The sequence below is a fragment of the Clostridium sp. OS1-26 genome, from assembly GCF_030915445.1.
GTDB lineage: Bacteria > Bacillota > Clostridia > Clostridiales > Clostridiaceae > Clostridium_AM.
Genome location: NZ_CP133264.1, coordinates 4,292,795 through 4,309,768 on the forward strand (window position 1 = coordinate 4,292,795; position 16,974 = coordinate 4,309,768).

Annotated in this window: 21 protein-coding genes; 17 read left to right on the top strand and 4 right to left on the bottom strand. The window is 31.3% G+C overall.

Annotated features, from left to right (window positions below; all coding sequences use genetic code 11):
* Nucleotides 1-11: 11 nt before the first annotated feature.
* From RCG18_RS21230 to RCG18_RS21300, 15 genes are all read left to right on the top strand, one after another.
* Nucleotides 12-800 (top strand): PTS sugar transporter subunit IIC, encoded by a 789-nt coding sequence (locus tag RCG18_RS21230; RefSeq protein WP_308038004.1) that lies wholly within the window; start codon nt 12-14, stop codon nt 798-800.
* A complete protein-coding gene (locus RCG18_RS21235) occupies nt 787-1,608 on the top strand; it encodes a PTS system mannose/fructose/sorbose family transporter subunit IID (RefSeq protein WP_308038005.1) in 822 nt (273 codons plus the stop codon). Before RCG18_RS21230 ends, RCG18_RS21235 begins: the two co-directional genes overlap by 14 nt.
* 15 nt (nt 1,609-1,623) lie before the next feature.
* On the top strand, nt 1,624-2,100 hold the full coding sequence (locus RCG18_RS21240) for a PTS sugar transporter subunit IIB (protein ID WP_308038006.1): 477 nt from the start codon (nt 1,624-1,626) through the stop codon (nt 2,098-2,100).
* A 60-nt stretch (nt 2,101-2,160) separates the two neighbouring features.
* A complete protein-coding gene (gene murQ, locus RCG18_RS21245) occupies nt 2,161-3,069 on the top strand; it encodes an N-acetylmuramic acid 6-phosphate etherase (RefSeq protein WP_308038007.1) in 909 nt (302 codons plus the stop codon).
* 70 nt (nt 3,070-3,139) lie between these two features.
* Entirely contained in the window at nt 3,140-3,931 is a 792-nt protein-coding gene (locus RCG18_RS21250) for a sulfite exporter TauE/SafE family protein (RefSeq protein ID WP_308038008.1), read from the top strand.
* Nucleotides 3,932-4,045: 114 nt separating this feature from the next.
* Nucleotides 4,046-4,771 carry a GntR family transcriptional regulator gene (locus RCG18_RS21255; RefSeq protein WP_308038009.1) on the top strand — a complete coding sequence of 242 codons (726 nt, stop codon included), beginning with the start codon at nt 4,046-4,048 and terminating at the stop codon, nt 4,769-4,771.
* A gap of 265 nt (nt 4,772-5,036) precedes the next feature.
* Nucleotides 5,037-6,218, top strand: coding sequence for an SIS domain-containing protein (locus RCG18_RS21260; RefSeq protein ID WP_308038010.1), 1,182 nt, complete (start codon nt 5,037-5,039; stop codon nt 6,216-6,218).
* 27 nt (nt 6,219-6,245) lie between these two features.
* Nucleotides 6,246-6,719: a PTS N-acetylgalactosamine transporter subunit IIB gene (agaV, locus tag RCG18_RS21265; RefSeq protein ID WP_308038011.1), complete on the top strand. Its 474-nt coding sequence runs from the start codon at nt 6,246-6,248 to the stop codon at nt 6,717-6,719.
* Nucleotides 6,720-6,746: 27 nt separating this feature from the next.
* Complete coding sequence (gene agaW / locus RCG18_RS21270; RefSeq protein ID WP_308038012.1) at nt 6,747-7,514, top strand: PTS N-acetylgalactosamine transporter subunit IIC; 768 nt, start codon at nt 6,747-6,749, stop codon at nt 7,512-7,514.
* A complete protein-coding gene (locus tag RCG18_RS21275) occupies nt 7,504-8,307 on the top strand; it encodes a PTS system mannose/fructose/sorbose family transporter subunit IID (protein ID WP_308038013.1) in 804 nt (267 codons plus the stop codon). The genes agaW and RCG18_RS21275 overlap by 11 nt, the downstream gene beginning before the upstream one ends.
* An 80-nt stretch (nt 8,308-8,387) precedes the next feature.
* Nucleotides 8,388-8,810, top strand: coding sequence for a PTS galactosamine/N-acetylgalactosamine transporter subunit IIA (gene agaF, locus RCG18_RS21280; RefSeq protein ID WP_308038014.1), 423 nt, complete (start codon nt 8,388-8,390; stop codon nt 8,808-8,810).
* A gap of 18 nt (nt 8,811-8,828) precedes the next feature.
* The gene (gene nagA, locus RCG18_RS21285) at nt 8,829-9,980 is read left to right on the top strand and encodes an N-acetylglucosamine-6-phosphate deacetylase (protein WP_308038015.1); all 1,152 of its coding nucleotides are present in this window, start codon (nt 8,829-8,831) and stop codon (nt 9,978-9,980) included.
* A gap of 29 nt (nt 9,981-10,009) precedes the next feature.
* Nucleotides 10,010-10,867, top strand: coding sequence for a tagatose bisphosphate family class II aldolase (locus RCG18_RS21290; protein ID WP_308038016.1), 858 nt, complete (start codon nt 10,010-10,012; stop codon nt 10,865-10,867).
* Complete coding sequence (gene pfkB / locus RCG18_RS21295) at nt 10,864-11,790, top strand: 1-phosphofructokinase (protein ID WP_308038017.1); 927 nt, start codon at nt 10,864-10,866, stop codon at nt 11,788-11,790. Before RCG18_RS21290 ends, pfkB begins: the two co-directional genes overlap by 4 nt.
* A 207-nt stretch (nt 11,791-11,997) precedes the next feature.
* Nucleotides 11,998-12,513 carry a GatB/YqeY domain-containing protein gene (locus tag RCG18_RS21300; RefSeq protein ID WP_308038018.1) on the top strand — a complete coding sequence of 172 codons (516 nt, stop codon included), beginning with the start codon at nt 11,998-12,000 and terminating at the stop codon, nt 12,511-12,513.
* A gap of 86 nt (nt 12,514-12,599) precedes the next feature.
* Here RCG18_RS21300 and RCG18_RS21305 read toward each other — a convergent pair whose 3' ends face one another.
* Nucleotides 12,600-12,947, bottom strand: coding sequence for a HesB-like protein (locus RCG18_RS21305; protein ID WP_308038019.1), 348 nt, complete (start codon nt 12,945-12,947; stop codon nt 12,600-12,602).
* Between the two features lie 352 nt (nt 12,948-13,299).
* Between RCG18_RS21305 and RCG18_RS21310 the strand changes: the two genes are divergently transcribed.
* Complete coding sequence (locus RCG18_RS21310; RefSeq protein ID WP_308038020.1) at nt 13,300-13,593, top strand: hypothetical protein; 294 nt, start codon at nt 13,300-13,302, stop codon at nt 13,591-13,593.
* Between the two features lie 61 nt (nt 13,594-13,654).
* Here the strand turns inward: RCG18_RS21310 and RCG18_RS21315 are convergent, their stop codons facing one another.
* Nucleotides 13,655-13,936 carry a DUF503 domain-containing protein gene (locus tag RCG18_RS21315; RefSeq protein ID WP_308038021.1) on the bottom strand — a complete coding sequence of 94 codons (282 nt, stop codon included), beginning with the start codon at nt 13,934-13,936 and terminating at the stop codon, nt 13,655-13,657.
* A 108-nt stretch (nt 13,937-14,044) separates the two neighbouring features.
* On the opposite strand from RCG18_RS21315, the gene RCG18_RS21320 reads away from it, so the two are divergent.
* Nucleotides 14,045-14,671 (top strand): hypothetical protein, encoded by a 627-nt coding sequence (locus tag RCG18_RS21320; RefSeq protein ID WP_308038022.1) that lies wholly within the window; start codon nt 14,045-14,047, stop codon nt 14,669-14,671.
* Between the two features lie 457 nt (nt 14,672-15,128).
* Here RCG18_RS21320 and RCG18_RS21325 read toward each other — a convergent pair whose 3' ends face one another.
* Nucleotides 15,129-16,010 carry an anti-sigma factor domain-containing protein gene (locus RCG18_RS21325; RefSeq protein WP_308038023.1) on the bottom strand — a complete coding sequence of 294 codons (882 nt, stop codon included), beginning with the start codon at nt 16,008-16,010 and terminating at the stop codon, nt 15,129-15,131.
* The gene (locus RCG18_RS21330) at nt 16,000-16,686 is read right to left on the bottom strand and encodes a sigma factor (RefSeq protein WP_308038024.1); all 687 of its coding nucleotides are present in this window, start codon (nt 16,684-16,686) and stop codon (nt 16,000-16,002) included. Before RCG18_RS21330 ends, RCG18_RS21325 begins: the two co-directional genes overlap by 11 nt.
* Between the last annotated feature and the right edge of the window lie 288 nt (nt 16,687-16,974).

Consider the following 16,974-nt stretch of genomic DNA (forward strand, 5'->3'; position numbering starts at 1 on the left):
GAGGAGAAGAGATGCATATACAATTGTGGCAAATCATAGTTTTGTCTTTACTAGGTGGAATAGCTCAGTGGGATGAAACAAATATGAAGATAGGATTTAGGAATCCGGCAATAACAGGACTAATAGTAGGACTTATAATGGGCGATGTAAAAACAGGATTATTAGTAGGTGGAACTTTACAATTAATGACTTTAGGAATAGGAAGCTATGGAGGAGCGACAATACCAGACTATGCAACGGCAACAATAATAGCAGGGGCATTAGCAATATCAACAAAGCAAGGACTAGATTTTGCAATAGGAATAGGGGTACCAGCAGCACTACTTCTAGTTCAACTAGATGTGCTAGCAAGAATGAGTAATGTATTTTTCCAACATAGAGCAGAAAAATATGCAGAAGAAAGAAAGTATGAAAAGATTGAATTAATGAATATATTGGGTTTATCAACATGGCTTATATCAAGGTTCATACCAGTTTTCCTATGTTTATACTTTGGAGAAGGTTTAGTTAAGCAATTATTAGCTGTATCACCAGCATGGTTAATGGGAGGACTAAAGGTAGCAGGAGGAATATTACCAGCACTAGGCATAGCATTACTTCTTAAGTATTTACCAATAAAATCATATGCTCCATATTTTATAGTAGGGTTTGTGTTAGCAGCATATTTAAATATGCCAATGCTAGGAATAGCTTTAATAGGATTCGCGGCAGCATTATATAATTTTAAAAAGGTTCAAAATCAATCTACAAATAATAATGTAGCATTAGCATATGAAGGAGGTGCAGATGAAGATGAATAATACAGTAGAGAAAGAAAATAAAAAATTAGATAACAAGGTGATAAATAAAGTATTTGCAAGGTGGTTATTAGCATCACAGACAGCATGGAACTATGAAAAAATGCAGGGATTAGGATATTGTTTTGCAATGCTTCCAGCATTAAGAAAGATATATAAAAATGAAGATGAATTAAATGAAGCGGTAAAAAACCACCTTCAATTCTTTAATTGTAATATAGTAACAGGTCAATTTATATTAGGTGCAAACTTAGCTATAGAAGAAGCCGAAGGAGCAAAAGCAAAAGATGCAGTAGCAGCTATAAAGACAGGATTAATGGGGCCTTTAGCTGGTATAGGAGATACTTTATTTGGAGTAACATTAAATACGGTATTTGGATCAATAGCAGCATATATGGCACTACAAGGTAGTTCAATAGGATGCTATTTATGGGTAATGGCAAACATAGTGAAAATTATTATAAGCAAAGGATTTATAAAATCAGGATATAAGCAAGGGGCAAAACTTGTATCATCAATAGGAAATGTTCTTAAAAATGTGGCAGAGTCAGCATCAATGTTAGGTTTAATGGTAATAGGGGGCTTAATACCAACAGTTATAAAAGCAAAGGTACCATATATATACACTTCGGGGAAAGTAAAATTAGTGGCCCAAGAAATGTTAGATAAGATGATGCCTGCATTAATACCATTAAGTATAGTTTTACTAACTTATTGGTTATTAGGTAGAAAGAACATGAATTCAACTAGGGTAATAATATTATTGATTGTTTTATCAATAATTGCTTTTAATTTGAAAATTTTAGGTTAATTGGGAGGAGTAAGAATGAAAGGAATAGTGCATATAAGAATTGATGATAGATTAATACATGGACAGGTAGCAGCTTTTTGGACAAATTCTTTATCCATAAGCAGAATAATGGTAATTAACGATGAAGTAGCAGACGATGAAATGCAAAAGTCGCTTTTAAGAATGGTTGCACCTGCTTCAGTTAGAACTTCAATAATTAATAAAGAAACAGCAGTAAAGAATATTCTTGCTGGAAAATATGAAGGACAAAGAGTTTTAGTGATAGTAAAGAATCCTAAAGATTTATGGGATTTAAAAGAAGCTGGATTAGATATCAAGAAACTTAATGTTGGAAATATGGCTACAAGAGAAGGGACAAGATCTATTAAACGTTCTGTTAATGTGACAGATATAGATATATGTTATTTTAATAAACTTTTAGAAGCAGGTGTAGATATAGACGCTATAATGGTACCTGATGATAAGGAATGTAAGCTGAAAGACTTATTATAATAAAAATCTCGGAATTTAATTCATAGTTAATAAAAATAAATTTTATTAGGAGATAACGCTATGAGTATAGATTTATCTAAATTAGATACAGAAAAGGTAAATAAAAATACTGTAAATATAGATAGAGTTTCTACTGTTGAAATGATAACACTTATGAATAATGAAGATTTTACTGTTGCTGAAGCTGTAAAAAAAGAAGTAAAAAATATAGCAAAGGCTGTAGATATAATTCATGAAAGATTATCAGAAGGTGGAAGATTAATCTATGTTGGTGCTGGGAACTCTGGTAGATTAGGGGTATTGGACGCCTGTGAATGCCCACCAACCTTTGGAGTAAATGAAGGCATCGTTATAGGAATATTATCTGGAGGTTACAATGCAACAGTTAGGGCCAACGAAGGTTCAGAAGACATTGAAGAAGGAGCTATAGAGGAATTAAAAAGAATAGAGCTTTGTGAAAAAGATGCTATAGTAGGATTATCAGCTTCAGGTAGAACACCTTATGTTAAGGGGGCCTTAAAATATGCAAAGGAGATAGGAGCCTCTCATATAGCAATAAGTTGTGTAAAAGATGCTGAAATATCTTCATTAGGTCAAGTTGCCATAGAAATAATCACTGGAGCAGAGGTTGTAACAGGTTCCACCAGGTTAAAAGCTGGAACAGCACAAAAGATGGTTTTAAATATGCTTTCTACTGGGGCTATGATAAAGTGTGGCAAAGTTTATGGAAACTATATGGTAGATGTTCGAGCGAATAATAATAAGCTTGTAGAAAGAAGTAAAAAAATAATAATGGAGTGTACCTCTGTGGATAGAGAAAAAGCAGAGAAATATCTTCAAGAAAGCGACAAAAATGTTAAGGTCGCAGTATTTATGATATTGTCTGGGTTAAATAAGCAGGAAAGTATAGAGTTATTAGCTAAAAACGATAATACAATTTATAAAGCCTTGCAAGCTATAGAAAAATAAAATATACAAAAGGCGTAATATAGCTTACGCCTTTTGTTTTTATTATACATTTTTTATGGAGATGATAAGTATGACAATTATATATTTCTTAATAGCATTAATAGCTACAACAGTTGGTTCCATGGTAGGTTTAGGTGGAGGCGTAATAATAAAACCACTTTTAGATTTTTTAGGCCATTATAATGTATCTACTATAAGTATTTTATCTTCATCTACAGTTTTTGCTATGTCTGTAGTTTCTATTATAAAGCAAATTAGGTATAAGTTTAAAATAGACGTAAAAAGAACTGTGCTAATAGGTACAGGATCAGTAATAGGAGGAGTTTTAGGCGATAGTATTATGCATATAATTTTAAATGCTACTAATGAAGAGTATGTTGCTTTGTTTCAAAACATAATATTAGCACTTCTCATTATTTTCGTATACGTATATATGAACAATATGGACAAGTATAAAAGTTATAGGATTAAAAATCTGTTTTATTGTATGATTATAGGCTTATTTTTAGGATTTTTGGGATCTTTTTTAAGCGTTGGAGGAGGTCCTATAAATGTTTGTATATTAATTATTTTCTTTTCTATGGATACTAAAGAAGCAGCTGTAAATTCCATAATTACAATATTATTTTCTCAAGGAGCAAAACTTATTAAGATAATAACTACTATAGGGCTTTACAGTTATAATTTAAATATTTTACCTTACATGATAGCTGGAGGAGTTATTGGAGGGATATGTGGAACAAAACTTAACAAGAACCTTTCCTCAAATATGATATTAAGAGTATTTAATGTGCTACTATTATTTTTAATACTTCTTAATATATACAATATAGTGAAAATAGAAAAAATATTGATTAGCTAAATAATCTATTATATATAAAAATGTTGACAACGTTTATATAATGATATATATTATAAATATAGGTGGTACGTACCACACTACCAGTGATGAAATGCACGGGATTTGGAGGTGGATATGAAACAAATTGATAAAGCAAGTAGAATTCCGCTGTATTCTCAATTAATGGATATAATAATTGAGGAAATTGAAACCTCAATGCATGAAGATGATCAGCTGCCTTCTGAAAGAGACATTTGTGAGAAATATGATGTAAGCAGGTCCACGGTAAGGCAAGCCATAACGGAGCTTGAAAGAGAAGGTTACATCTATAAAGTGCATGGCAAAGGAACCTTTGTGGCATCAAAAAAATTGGATCAGGATCTAGTTAAATTCTATAGCTTTACCGAAGAAATGAAAAAGCTAGGTAAAAAGCCAGTTTCAAAAGTTTTGATGTTTGAAATTGTAGGTATTAGCAATAAGATAAGCAAAAAGATGAGGATGGAAGAAGGAACTTTGGCTTATAAATTTACAAGATTGAGAATAGCGGATAATATTCCTATGATTGTAGAAACAAGTTATGTTCCATATGATAAGTTTCCTGGAATAACTAAGGAAAACTTAGAAAAAGAGGCATTGTATGATATTTTAAAAAATAAATTTGAAGTTAACCTTACAATGGCGGAGGAAACATTTCAACCGGTTTTAACAAATGAAGAAGAAGCTGAAAAGCTAGAGATATCTAAGGAGTCGCCAAGTTTGAAAATAGAGAGATTCACATATGAAAATGATGACATTATAGAATACACTATAAGTATTGCTAGAGGTGATAAATTTAAATATAGAGTAAGATTAGAAAAGTAATGTAGTATATCAATAATAAAAAAAATATTATTGATATACTACAAAAAAATAATTATACTGGTAATGACGTCATTACTTTTACGTGTTTCTTAAAATAAATGGATAAGCATATTTCAAGTATAAATGCAGATTAGTATTATACTAATCAAAATATAAGAATTTAAATTTAGCCAAACTGGTAATGATGTCGTAATAACATTACTACCTAGAACATATAAATAAAATATGAAAAAAATACAGTTAATATAAAAGAGTAGGTGATTATATGAATAAGTTATTCAATGTAGATGTTAATGAACTAAAAAAGATTGGAGGATATCACACAGCAAAGGAGGTTTACCATCAACCAAAGCTTTGGAGGGAAACCTTAGATATAATTAATCTTAATAAAGAACAAATATCTGTCTTTATAAATGGTAAGTTAAATAAGGATTCAGTAAGAATAATTCTTACTGGCGCAGGAACCTCTGCTTATGTTGGAGATATAGCTGCACCATATTTATCAAGAATTTTGGGAGTAAGGGTAGAAGCAATAGCAACAACTGATATAGTAAGTAATCCAGAAGACTTTTTAAAAAAAGATACGCCAACAATATTAGTATCCTTTGCACGCTCAGGGAATAGTCCTGAAAGTGTTGCAACCTATGACTTAGCCGAACAGTTAGTAAATGATATAAATCAAATTGTTATAACCTGTAATAAAGATGGTGCTTTGGCAAAGAAAGCCCAAGGTAATGATAACAATTTAGTGATACTAATGCCAGAAGAATCAAATGATCAGAGCTTTGCGATGACAAGCAGTTTCAGCTGTATGCTGTTAACAACTTTAATTATATTTGATATGAAAAATCTTAATAAAAACACTGTTACTATTGAAAATATTATAACAAATGCTAACAAAATATTGGATACTGAAGTCAGTGAAATATTAAACTTAGTTAAATTAGGCTGTGACAGAGTTGTATATTTAGGATCTTCAGCATTAAATGGACTATCAAAAGAAGCAGCTTTGAAGAATCTAGAATTAACAAGTGGTAAAGTAAATTCAACTAGCGAGTCAGTTTTAGGCTTTAGACATGGTCCAAAATCAATTGTTAATGAAAAAACTTTAGTTTTTGTGTTTGTATCTAATGATGAGTACACAAGAAAGTATGATATAGACTTGTTAAGAGAAATATACAATGATAAGGGAAATCATAAGGTAGTTGCTATAACCTACAATAAAGATACTGAAATAGATGAGATAGCAGATAAAGTATTTATCGCAAATTCAGAACAGTATGAAGTAATTAGTGATGCTTTTGAAGCTTTAAATTTTGTTCTTTATGCTCAAATGTTTGCACTTTTTTACTCATTAGAGCTTGGAATATCACCAGACAATCCAAGACCAGATGGAACAGTTAATAGAGTAGTCAAAGGTGTTACAATACACCAGTATGATAAATAAAAAGCTTAATATTAAGGAGGGGACATTATGCCAAATATTTTACTAACTAGAATCGATAATAGACTAATACATGGACAGGTGGGAGTAACTTGGGTAAACCACTTAGGTGCAAATTTAATAGTAGTTGCAAATGATGAAGTTGCTGATGATGAAGTACAACAAAACTTAATGGATATGGTAGTACCTGATGTGATAGGTACAAGATACTTTACTCTTCAGAAAACAATAGATGTGATTCATATGGCTTCTGATGATCAGCTTATTTTCATGGTTTGCAGAACACCACAGGATGCATTAAAACTAGTAGAGGGTGGAGTTCCTATAAAAAAAGTAAATATAGGAAATATGCACTTTAGCGAAGGTAAACAACAGGTAACTAGCACAGTATCACTAGATGAAAGTGATAAAGAAGCCTTTAGAAAGCTTCACAAGCTTGGAGTTCAATTAGAGATTAGAAGAGTTCCAGATGAAAAAGCGGATGATATACTTAAATTTTTATAATATTAATTAAAGGGGAGGGAATTTATTATGCTTATTCAAGCCTTATTAATCGCTATTTGGGCTGGTATAGCAGGAATAGACTTGTTCGACGGATTGCTGCATATACACAGACCACTTGTTACTGGTTTAGTTATTGGTTTAATTTTAGGTGACGTTCATACCGGTCTTGTTACCGGTGCAACTCTAGAACTTGTTTGGATGGGTATGGTTCCATTAGCAGGAGCTCAGCCACCAAACGTAGTAATAGGGGGTATTATTGGTACATCTTTTGCAATATTAGCTAAGCAAAATCCAAATGTAGCTGTAGGAATAGCAGTTCCTTTTGCAGTAGCAGTACAAGGAGCAATAACATTAATATTTACAGCTTTTTCACCTATAATGCATAAGGCTGACAGATTTGCAGAAGAGGCTAATACTGCCGGAATTGACAGAATAAACTACTTAGGGATGGCAGTATTATTTGTCTTCTACTTTGTAATCGCTTTCTTACCTATATATCTAGGTGCAGACTCAGCTAAAAATATAGTTCAAGCATTACCAACATGGTTAATTGGAGGATTATCTGTAGCAGGTGGCATGATGCCAGCAATAGGATTTGCAATGCTATTAAAGATTATGTTGAAGAAAGAATATATTGCATTTTTAATAATCGGATTTATATTTGCAACTTATGGAAAACTTCAAATACTACCAATTGCATTAATAGGAACAGCAATTGCATTATATGACTTCTTCGCAAATAAAAGTAGAGGGGAAAAGGTTACTAAAAGGGAGGTGCATTCAGGTGGAATCTAATGTAAATGTAGAAAAAGTTATAACCAAAAAAGACTTAAATAGAATGGCTTGGCGCTCATTATTCCTTCAAGCATCCTTTAACTATGAGAGAATGCAAGCTTGTGGATGGCTATACAGCTTGTTACCTGGATTAAAGAAAATTCATAAAAATAAGGCTGACTTATCAACTGCAATGAAAGACCATATGGAATTCTTTAATACACATCCTTTTCTTGTAACTTTTATTATGGGTGTAGTTACTGCTATGGAAGAAGCAAAGGAAAATAGGGATACAATAAGAGCTATTAAAGTTGCAACTATGGGACCACTTGGTGGTATCGGTGATGCTTTATTCTGGCTAACAGCTCTTCCAATATGTGTAGGCATTGGAGCATCTTTAGGTATGCAGGGCAGCATAGCGGGTCCAATTATATTCTTAGCATTATTTAATGCATTGCATTTTGGATTAAGATTCGGATTAATGCACTATGGTTATAATACAGGAACTAAAGCTATTAAAGCATTAAAAGAAAATACTAAGTATGTTGCACATGCTGCATCAATAGTTGGTATAACAGTAGTTGGTGGATTAATAGCATCATATATAAACTTCAAAACTACTATAGTTTTAACAGCAGGTAAAGCAAAGGTTGCTCTTCAGCCAGATGTTTTAGACAAAGTGCTACCTAATATGCTTCCCCTTGGATACACATTTTTAATGTACTATTTACTAAAGAAAGGATTTTCACCAATCAAGCTTATTGGAGTAACTGTAGTATTTGGCATAATAGGAAGATTAATAGGAATAGTATAGTAGATAAATTTAGACAATGCTTCAGTTGGAACTCTAGTCTCAACTGAAGCTAAAAAATTATTTGAAGCGAGGTAAGCAGCATGATAGGAATAGTTGTAAGTGGTCATGGAAATTTTGCCAGTGGAATTATGAGTTCATTAGAACTTATAGCTGGAAAACAAGAAAATGTAATAGGAGTAGACTTTACTATAAAAGATAATATTGAAAGCCTACAAAGTAAACTTGAAAATGCAGCAAAGGAACTAAGTGGTTGTGAAGGAATATTATTTTTAACGGATATAGCAGGGGGATCGCCCTTTAGAACCTGTGCCCTTTTATGTCAAGAGTTAAAAAATAGCAGGGTTGTGGCAGGTACGAATGTAGGAATGATACTAGAAATCAGCTTATCTAGAGAAGGTATAAGCATAGAAGAATTAAAAAACATGGCGCTGCAATCAGGAATTAGTGCAGTAAAGGCTTTTGAACCAAGAGAGAAAAAACAAGTTAATAATAATGGAATCTAGATTTGGAGATGATCTAAAGTGCTATATGGTATAAAAGCTAAAAGTATTTATTGTGAAAATAGAATTTTAGAAAATGCAACTATTATAATTGAAAACGGAATTATAAAAAAAGTTCTAGAAGAACATGAAGAAAATAATGTGGGAAATGTAATAGATTTAAGTAAATACAGTATTATTCCAGGTTTAATTGATTTGCATGTACACGGTGCCAATGGATACGATACCATGGACAGTAATCATCATTCACTAAATGAAATATCAAAATACTTAGCATCTCGTGGAATAACTTCATTTCTTCCGACTACAGTTACCGAAGAGGTTAAAAAAATAAAACAAGCTCTTGTTAACATTAGTTTCTGCATGGATAAAGTTGAAGGTGCTGAAATTTTAGGATCTTATATAGAAGGACCATATATTTGTAAGGAGCATAAAGGTGCTCATGCGGAACATTTAATAAGGGACTTAAATTTAAAGGAATTAGAAGAATTAATTGAAGTGTCAAAACATACTGTAAAAGTTATAACTATTGCACCAGAGAAGAAGAATGCATATGAGTGTATAAAATATTTAACATCAAATAATATACAAGTATCAATGGGACATACAAATGCTACCTATGATGAAGCAGCTGTTGCTATAGATTCTGGAGCTAAAGTTGCGGTACACACCTTTAATGGCATGAGAGGTTTTAACCATAGAGAACCGGGGATTTTGGGAGCAGTTTTAACTAAGGATGACGTGTATTGCGAATTAATATGCGATTTAGTTCATGTTCATCCCGCTGCTGTAGATTTGTTATTAAGGTGCAAAGATAAAGAAAAAGTAATTTTAATTAGTGATGGAATTCAAGCGTCCGGACTGCAGGATGGTGAATATATGCTTGGGGCATTAAAGGTTAATGTAAAATGTTCTATTGCTAGAGTAGAAAGCGGCTCATTAGCAGGAAGCACAACTGCTATTTTGACTTGTGTGAAGAATATTATAAAAAAAGTAGGGGTAGAACCTCTAGACGCTATAAAAATGGCTTCTTTTAACCCAAGCAAATTATTGAATGTTGATAAATTAGTAGGAAGTATTAGAGAAGGAAAAAAGGCAAATTTAGTTATTATAGATGATAATTTTAATGTAGTAAAAACTTTAATTAATGGTAAAGAAGTATTTACTCGCTAAAGACATATTTAGCTAGGGAGGAATTATAAATGAAAGAAATAGTATCTACAAAAGAAATATTGCTTAAGGCCCAAAAGGAAAGGTATGCAGTTCCAGCCTTTAATATACACAATCTAGAAACTATACAGGTTGTAGTAGAAACAGCAGCGGAAATGAAATCGCCTGTAATCTTAGCTGGAACACCTAGTACATTAAAATATGCAGGTGCTGACTATATAATTTCAATTGCAAATGCTGCAGCTAAAAAATATGACATTCCTATAGCAATTCATTTAGACCATTTCGAAAATACTCAAACTATCAAAGACTATCTTGATCTAGGCTTTAAATCTGCGATGGTTGATGCTTCCCACGAAAGTTTTGAAAAAAATATAGAAATAGTAAAAGAAGTAGTAGAATATGCACATAGACTCGATGCTACAGTTGAAGCGGAGTTAGGAAGATTAGGTGGACAAGAGGATGATTTAGTAGTTGATGAAAAAGATACTATGTATACTAATCCTGAAAGTGCAAGAGAGTTTGTTGAAAGAACAGGGATAGATTCTTTAGCCGTGGCTATAGGAACTGCCCATGGATTATATAAGGGAGAGCCTAAGTTAGACTTTGATAGGTTGAAGGAGATAAGAACCATTGTTAACGTGCCATTAGTTCTTCATGGTGCATCCGATGTTCCAGATAATCTGGTTAAAAAAGCCATTGAACTCGGCATTTGTAAGGTTAATGTGGCAACAGATTTAAAAATTCCTTTTGCTAGTGCTGTTAAAAAGTATTTTGTTGAACATCCAGAAGCATCTGATCCAAGACAATATATGATTCCAGGAAAGGTTGCAATGAAAGATGTTGTAATTCATAAAATAAAGGTTTGTGGAAGTGAAAATAGAGCATGATAGCAACAATAACATTTAACCCATCTATAGATAAACGCTATATATTAGATGATATAGTTAAGGGTGAAGTAGCTAGAGCAAAAAAAGTACAAAACACAGCAGGTGGAAAAGGTTTAAATGTAAGCAGAGTAATAAGACTGCTTGGAGAGGAAGTTACAGCTACAGGATTTTTGGGTGGACATTCAGGAGACTTTATTTCAGACAAGCTTTTAGAGCTAAAAATAAAAGATAAATTTGTAAAAATAAAAGGTGAAACAAGAAGCTGTTTAGCTGTAATTACTAAAGATTTGACTCAGACAGAAATACTAGAACCAGGTCCTATTGTGGAAGAAGATGAAATAGAAAGATGGAAAGAAACCTATGATGAAATATTAAAGAATTCCTTAATAGTATGTGCATCAGGAAGTCTGCCTAAAGGTATGATAACTTCTACCTATAAAGAAATAATTGAAAAGGCAAATCTAAAAGGAGTTAAATTTTTATTAGATACCAGTGGAGAGGCATTAGTTCAAGGAATTCAGGGAAAGCCATTTTTTATTAAGCCTAATATAGATGAATTAAAAATAATAACAGGTGAAAGTGTTAATAATGACAAAGATATAATAAAGATAATAGATAAGATACATTGCAGCGGAGTAGAGTTTATATTTGTGTCATTAGGTTCAGAGGGATCTATTATAGGTTACAAAGGTAAAAAGTATAGAGTTCAGGTTCCTAAAATTAAAGCAGTTAACCCTGTGGGTTCTGGTGATTCAACGGTGGCAGGAGTTGCAGTAGCTTTGCATAGAGGTTACAACATTGAAGACACTATAGCTTTCGCATCGGCTTGTGGTACAGCGAATGCCATGGAAGAGCAAACAGGATATGTTAACCTTGATATTGTAAATAAGATAAAAGCTGAGATAAAAATAAGTATGTTATAGTTTTAAGATAGTTTTAGACTGTAGTTAAATGTATATTTAATTACAGTTTTTTCTTTATATATATGGCTTTAAATCAGAAAGTTAACTTTCGAGCTTATACCCTGTAGCGCAAAAATCCTAAATATATAAGAAACTTTGATTTTATTTATAATATTGGTATAATTTAAATATGCAAATTATTCTAGAGAAAAGAGGTAACTGAATATTATGTTAAAAGAATTATTAAAAAAAGATGAAATAGCAGCAATGAAGGCAAGAGAAAAGGCAAAGGTAAGTGTTTTAAGATTAGTGAGCGCTGATATAAAAGCCTTTGAAGTTAATGAGAGACAGGATATTTCTGATGAAGGTGTTATAAAAATAATAGAAAAAAATATAAAACAAATAAAAGAAGCCTTAGAGTATGCTAAACAATTAAACAATGAAGAAAAAATAGCAGAAGGGAATTATGCTCTTGAAGTTTTAACCCCATATCTTCCAAAACAATTAAGTGAAGAGGAAGTAGAGGAAATAATAAAAGAGATTATAGCTAATGGAAACTATACAGCAGCAGATATGGGAAAAATAATGAAAGAAACTATGCCAAAAGTTGCTGGTAAATTTGATAGATCAAAAATTAATCCTGATGGTAAAAAAATTATTAGGATAATTTATAGGGGATTAGGCAGAAAGTTAACTTATACGACCGGATATGTTTCCAAGCTTCAGCCTGTTAAAAGTTTTTAAAACTACCTTCAGCTTTGGAACCATATTCCTTTGTATAAGCTAACTTTCTAGATAGTTTCTTTATAACTCATCTAAATTATACAGTATTAGTTACAACCATCACAGGAACAGCTAGAACATCCTCCGCCACAACCTGAACTTTCAGGTTTATATACAGGCTCAAGGGTAATCCCACCAAGACCATTCTCTTCACCACATAATAAAATAAAACCACTATATTGCATAAAAAGAGTCTTGTCCACTATAAAAATTGTATCTTGTACCTTTTGGGTTAGATCGCTTTCCTTTGGAGTATCAACAACTATATTAAAGGAAGGACCATGGCAAGACATACCAGCTAGATAAATTCTAAGCATACTAGTTCCTATATTTTTTTCAGATAAAAGTTTTTTTAATTCGTTATAGGCTAAATCTGATATCTTTAAAAAATTCATTTCCCAAACCTCTCTTATGTTTAAATCATGAAAATATTTTCCATTATTTTAATAATAGTACATTTTAAATACTTTTTCAATAAAAGATACTCTATAAGTTATCCTTCAAAATTGTTAGCAGTACAGAAGAGATACTCCCATGAATACCGCTAATAAGGCAAACACTCAGTTTAGATATCTATAGTGAGTTCCATGCCATGCTGATGCTGATCAATTTTATTTAAATAGCATCAAATAAATCTTTATACAAGATATAATAATACCTAATCGAGTTGCATATATACTTATAGGGGTAATTCTCAAAGAATCACTTTATAGGAACTAACAATTCATATAAAAGGAGAAGGGGGATATGGATTTATTACAATTTGCTATTGCAGCTTTAATAGTAGAATCACTATGGGAAACTACAAAGATGTTTTGGCAAAATGGTAAGTTTAGCTATGACAGATTAGGAGCGGTGTTGTTTGGAGAACTTGTGGCTATTGGAGCTGGTATAGATTTTATGGCTGCAGTTAACCTACCTACCAAGATACCTTATCTTGGTATGATTCTTACAGGGATTCTTATATCTAGAGGATCGAATTTTATGCATGATATATTAGGAAATATGAATAATATCCACCAAAAAAACAAAGTCAAATAAATTTAATAAAAATAAATCCAGAAGTTCAAATTTTCATGCTCTGGATTTATTTTTATTAAATTTACAGCAATTCTGTTTCGATATCCTGAATTGAAGCATCAGTATTTTCTTCTATAAAGTTAAGTACATTTTGCAGCATACTATCAGCATGTCTTTTATCAGTACTTACACAAGCAATGCCTATAACAATGGATTGGTGTAAATCGTTGTTCTCAACCTCAGCTATGGAAACATTAAATTTATTCTTGGTTTTATCTATAATACTTTTTACTATCATTCTTTTTTCTTTTAATGAATGAACCCAATTTGCAAATAGATATATTTTAGCTGTACCAATAATCAAATGAACCACTTCCTTTAGTTATTATTATATCCAATTTTCATAAAGCATAAAATAGACATTGGTGGAAAATATAATAGTTATCACAAACTGTTTTAAAGGAGGGATTTAATGATTAGAATATTTACGGATTGGCCTGAACCTTTAATTTCTTGTATTTCTATAATAATTGGGGCCATAGTTGGTGGAGTATTCAGTTGGATTATAACTAAAAAATCAACAGATAGAAGTATAGAAGTTCAGAACAAAATTTTTGAAGATAACAAAAAATATACAGAAAAAACTAGAATAAGAAGAAGTAGAGAGTATGCAAATATCATAAGATTAGATATATGCACAGCATTATTTAATAGTATCAGAATATTAAAAAGTATTAATAATAAATTTGATATAGATGTATATCCCATACCAATGGATAGAGATTATTCTATCAATGTTGCATATTTAAAAGGTCAATTCCAATTAAGAGAACTCAGTTATATTTATCAATTATATGGGGTAATAGAAAAGTTAAATAAGGATACAAATAAATTCAGATACTTTAATGAGGAAGATCATAATAATGTTAAAATGGGATGTCAGATGTTTCTGAAAAAATTGTATGGAGATAATCTGAATAATATACTAGAGTTTGATATAGAAAAAGTTAGTTACGAAGAACTCTACAATAATGAATTGATTAAAGTTGGATATAAAGAGGTATTAAGCAAATTGGATGATATTTGTAATACAGAGTGATGTAATAAGTACATAATTTCAATTAAAGATAAACAGAGTTCTTGGCATCAGATGGAGTTTGTCTGCGACCACTGGGCAATTCTGCCCGTTAAATGCCATTTAGGCATTTAACCTCCACCTGATGCTTATTAACAGGCTTCTTAGTGTCTTTAGCACTTAGAATGCGTTATCCTTTAGGGGAAATCGTTATCCAGGGACGTAGCCGCTCTTTACTCCCGCTTGGAGAAAAGTAGAGAACCAAAATCTCTGATTTTGTGTGAATCGCTTTCACAGAGTGCGGTGGGAGTATTAGAGCGGGTAGTCATCGGATAAAATTATTAACAATATAGAAGATGTACTCCTATGAACACCGCTAATGAGTCAAGTACTCAGATTGGATATCTATAATATAATTGAATTATATAGTTGGAAAATTAAGAACTTTTGAAAAATGTTTTGTTTTCAAAAGTTCTTAATTTTACTTTTCTTTGTTTTTATTACCTTTATCGTGGGTGTCATGTTTACCATTTTTGTCTTCTTTGTCATAGCCATGCTGCTTGTCGTCGTTGAATTTATTAGAATTTTTATTTGATTTTTCAAAGTCATCGTTATATTTTTTGTTGTTTCCTAAGCCGTTGTTATTTTTAGTGCTGCTGTCACTGTCATTATCTGATGCATTATAATTTTTATTAGGATTTGAATTAGCCTTATCAGCATTTGATTTATTTGAATTTGAATTATTATTTTTAGGTGAAATATTATTAGTACTTTTATTAGTCTTATTAAATACAGTAGTTCCGTTGTTGTCAATTTTTGCATTAAGGTTATTTTCTGATAATTCTTTTTCAAGGCTTGGTAAACCAATTTCTTTTCCAGTTATATTTACTGCAATTGTTTTATCAGCATTAATGTAGTTGTCATTTATATATTTATCTTCTTTAGCTTGGTTCACTACCATTACCAAGGCATCATCTATTTGTGTATTCTTAGTTTTTATTTCTTTTAAAATTTTATCTCCATCAGAATTCAATGCTTGAGAGGACAATACTCTGTTCCATCTGTTTAATTTGAATTCAATAGAGGGGTTTATACTAATAGTAACTGTAGAAACAGGGATATAATAAGCATAAACTCCTCCTCCTAAGCTTAGTACGAAAAATATTAAACAAGCTGCTGTAATATATTTAAACTTTCTTATGTATATAAAAGGAGTGCTATAAACTTTTCCCTTGTATTCTCCGCCTACAACAGGTAAAGCCTTGCTTTTATCAATTTTAATTTTTAGAAATTCACCGTCGGGAGTCATTATATAAGCAGCATTTTCTTTAATCTCCATAACTAGTCCATTTTTAATATTCATTACCTTCACCTACCTTTATATTTAAATAAGACCTTATATAAGCATATTCTTTATTAGAAAAAATTAAAATTAAAGCAAGGATGTATCGTCTCCATTTTTCAATGAGTTTTCTATTTGAATTTGTCAGAAGACAAATTTGTTTTACAGGAAGCATTTTTGATCTATGTATATATTCTAAAACAGAAGGTTCATTTGAACAAATAAAGGCTAAATTTAGAAGATTATCCTTTGTGTCCTTATGTGTAGGAGAGGATTTACCAAGCACTTCAAAGGAAAGACCATATTTTTTTAATTCATCATTAAATAACTTTATTTCTTCGAGCCTTCTAATATTTTCTTGTTCAATTTCATAATTAGTCATGGAATTTTTAGCATCTATATATTCAATTTGACTGTTCTCACCATCAAAGGTTAAATAAGGGTTATTTGAGTTCTTCCTAAAGTAATCAATAAGTGCATTTTTTATAAGAACCTTAGAGTAACTAAAAAAGTTTCCTTTATCTTCAACATAAGATTCACAAGCGTTGTTAAAGGCGATTAATGCTACGCTTAGTTCATCATCATTTTCCCATTGTAGATTCTTTTTGCAGATGTTAGTGGCAACACTATATATAAATTTTTTACTTTTCTCTATAAAATCATTTCTGTTATCATTCAAGTCATTTTTTAGTATCATTTAACCACCTCACTATTTATTACGGTATAATAGGTAAATTTTATGGGGGTATACAAAAAATAATTCCAACCTATATAAAATAAAAAGAGATCCCGCGAATATTTATAAAAATATCATTAATTTATTTGATGTCTACCGTTACCAACACTCTAATGAATTCCGTGAAAGCGATTTGCACTAAATTAGGAATTTAAGATCTCTGCTGAAGATTTTTTCAAAGGTACCTATCTAAAACATGGATATACTCCGTATAAATCTATGAAAATCATAATTGATATAAAAGTAAGC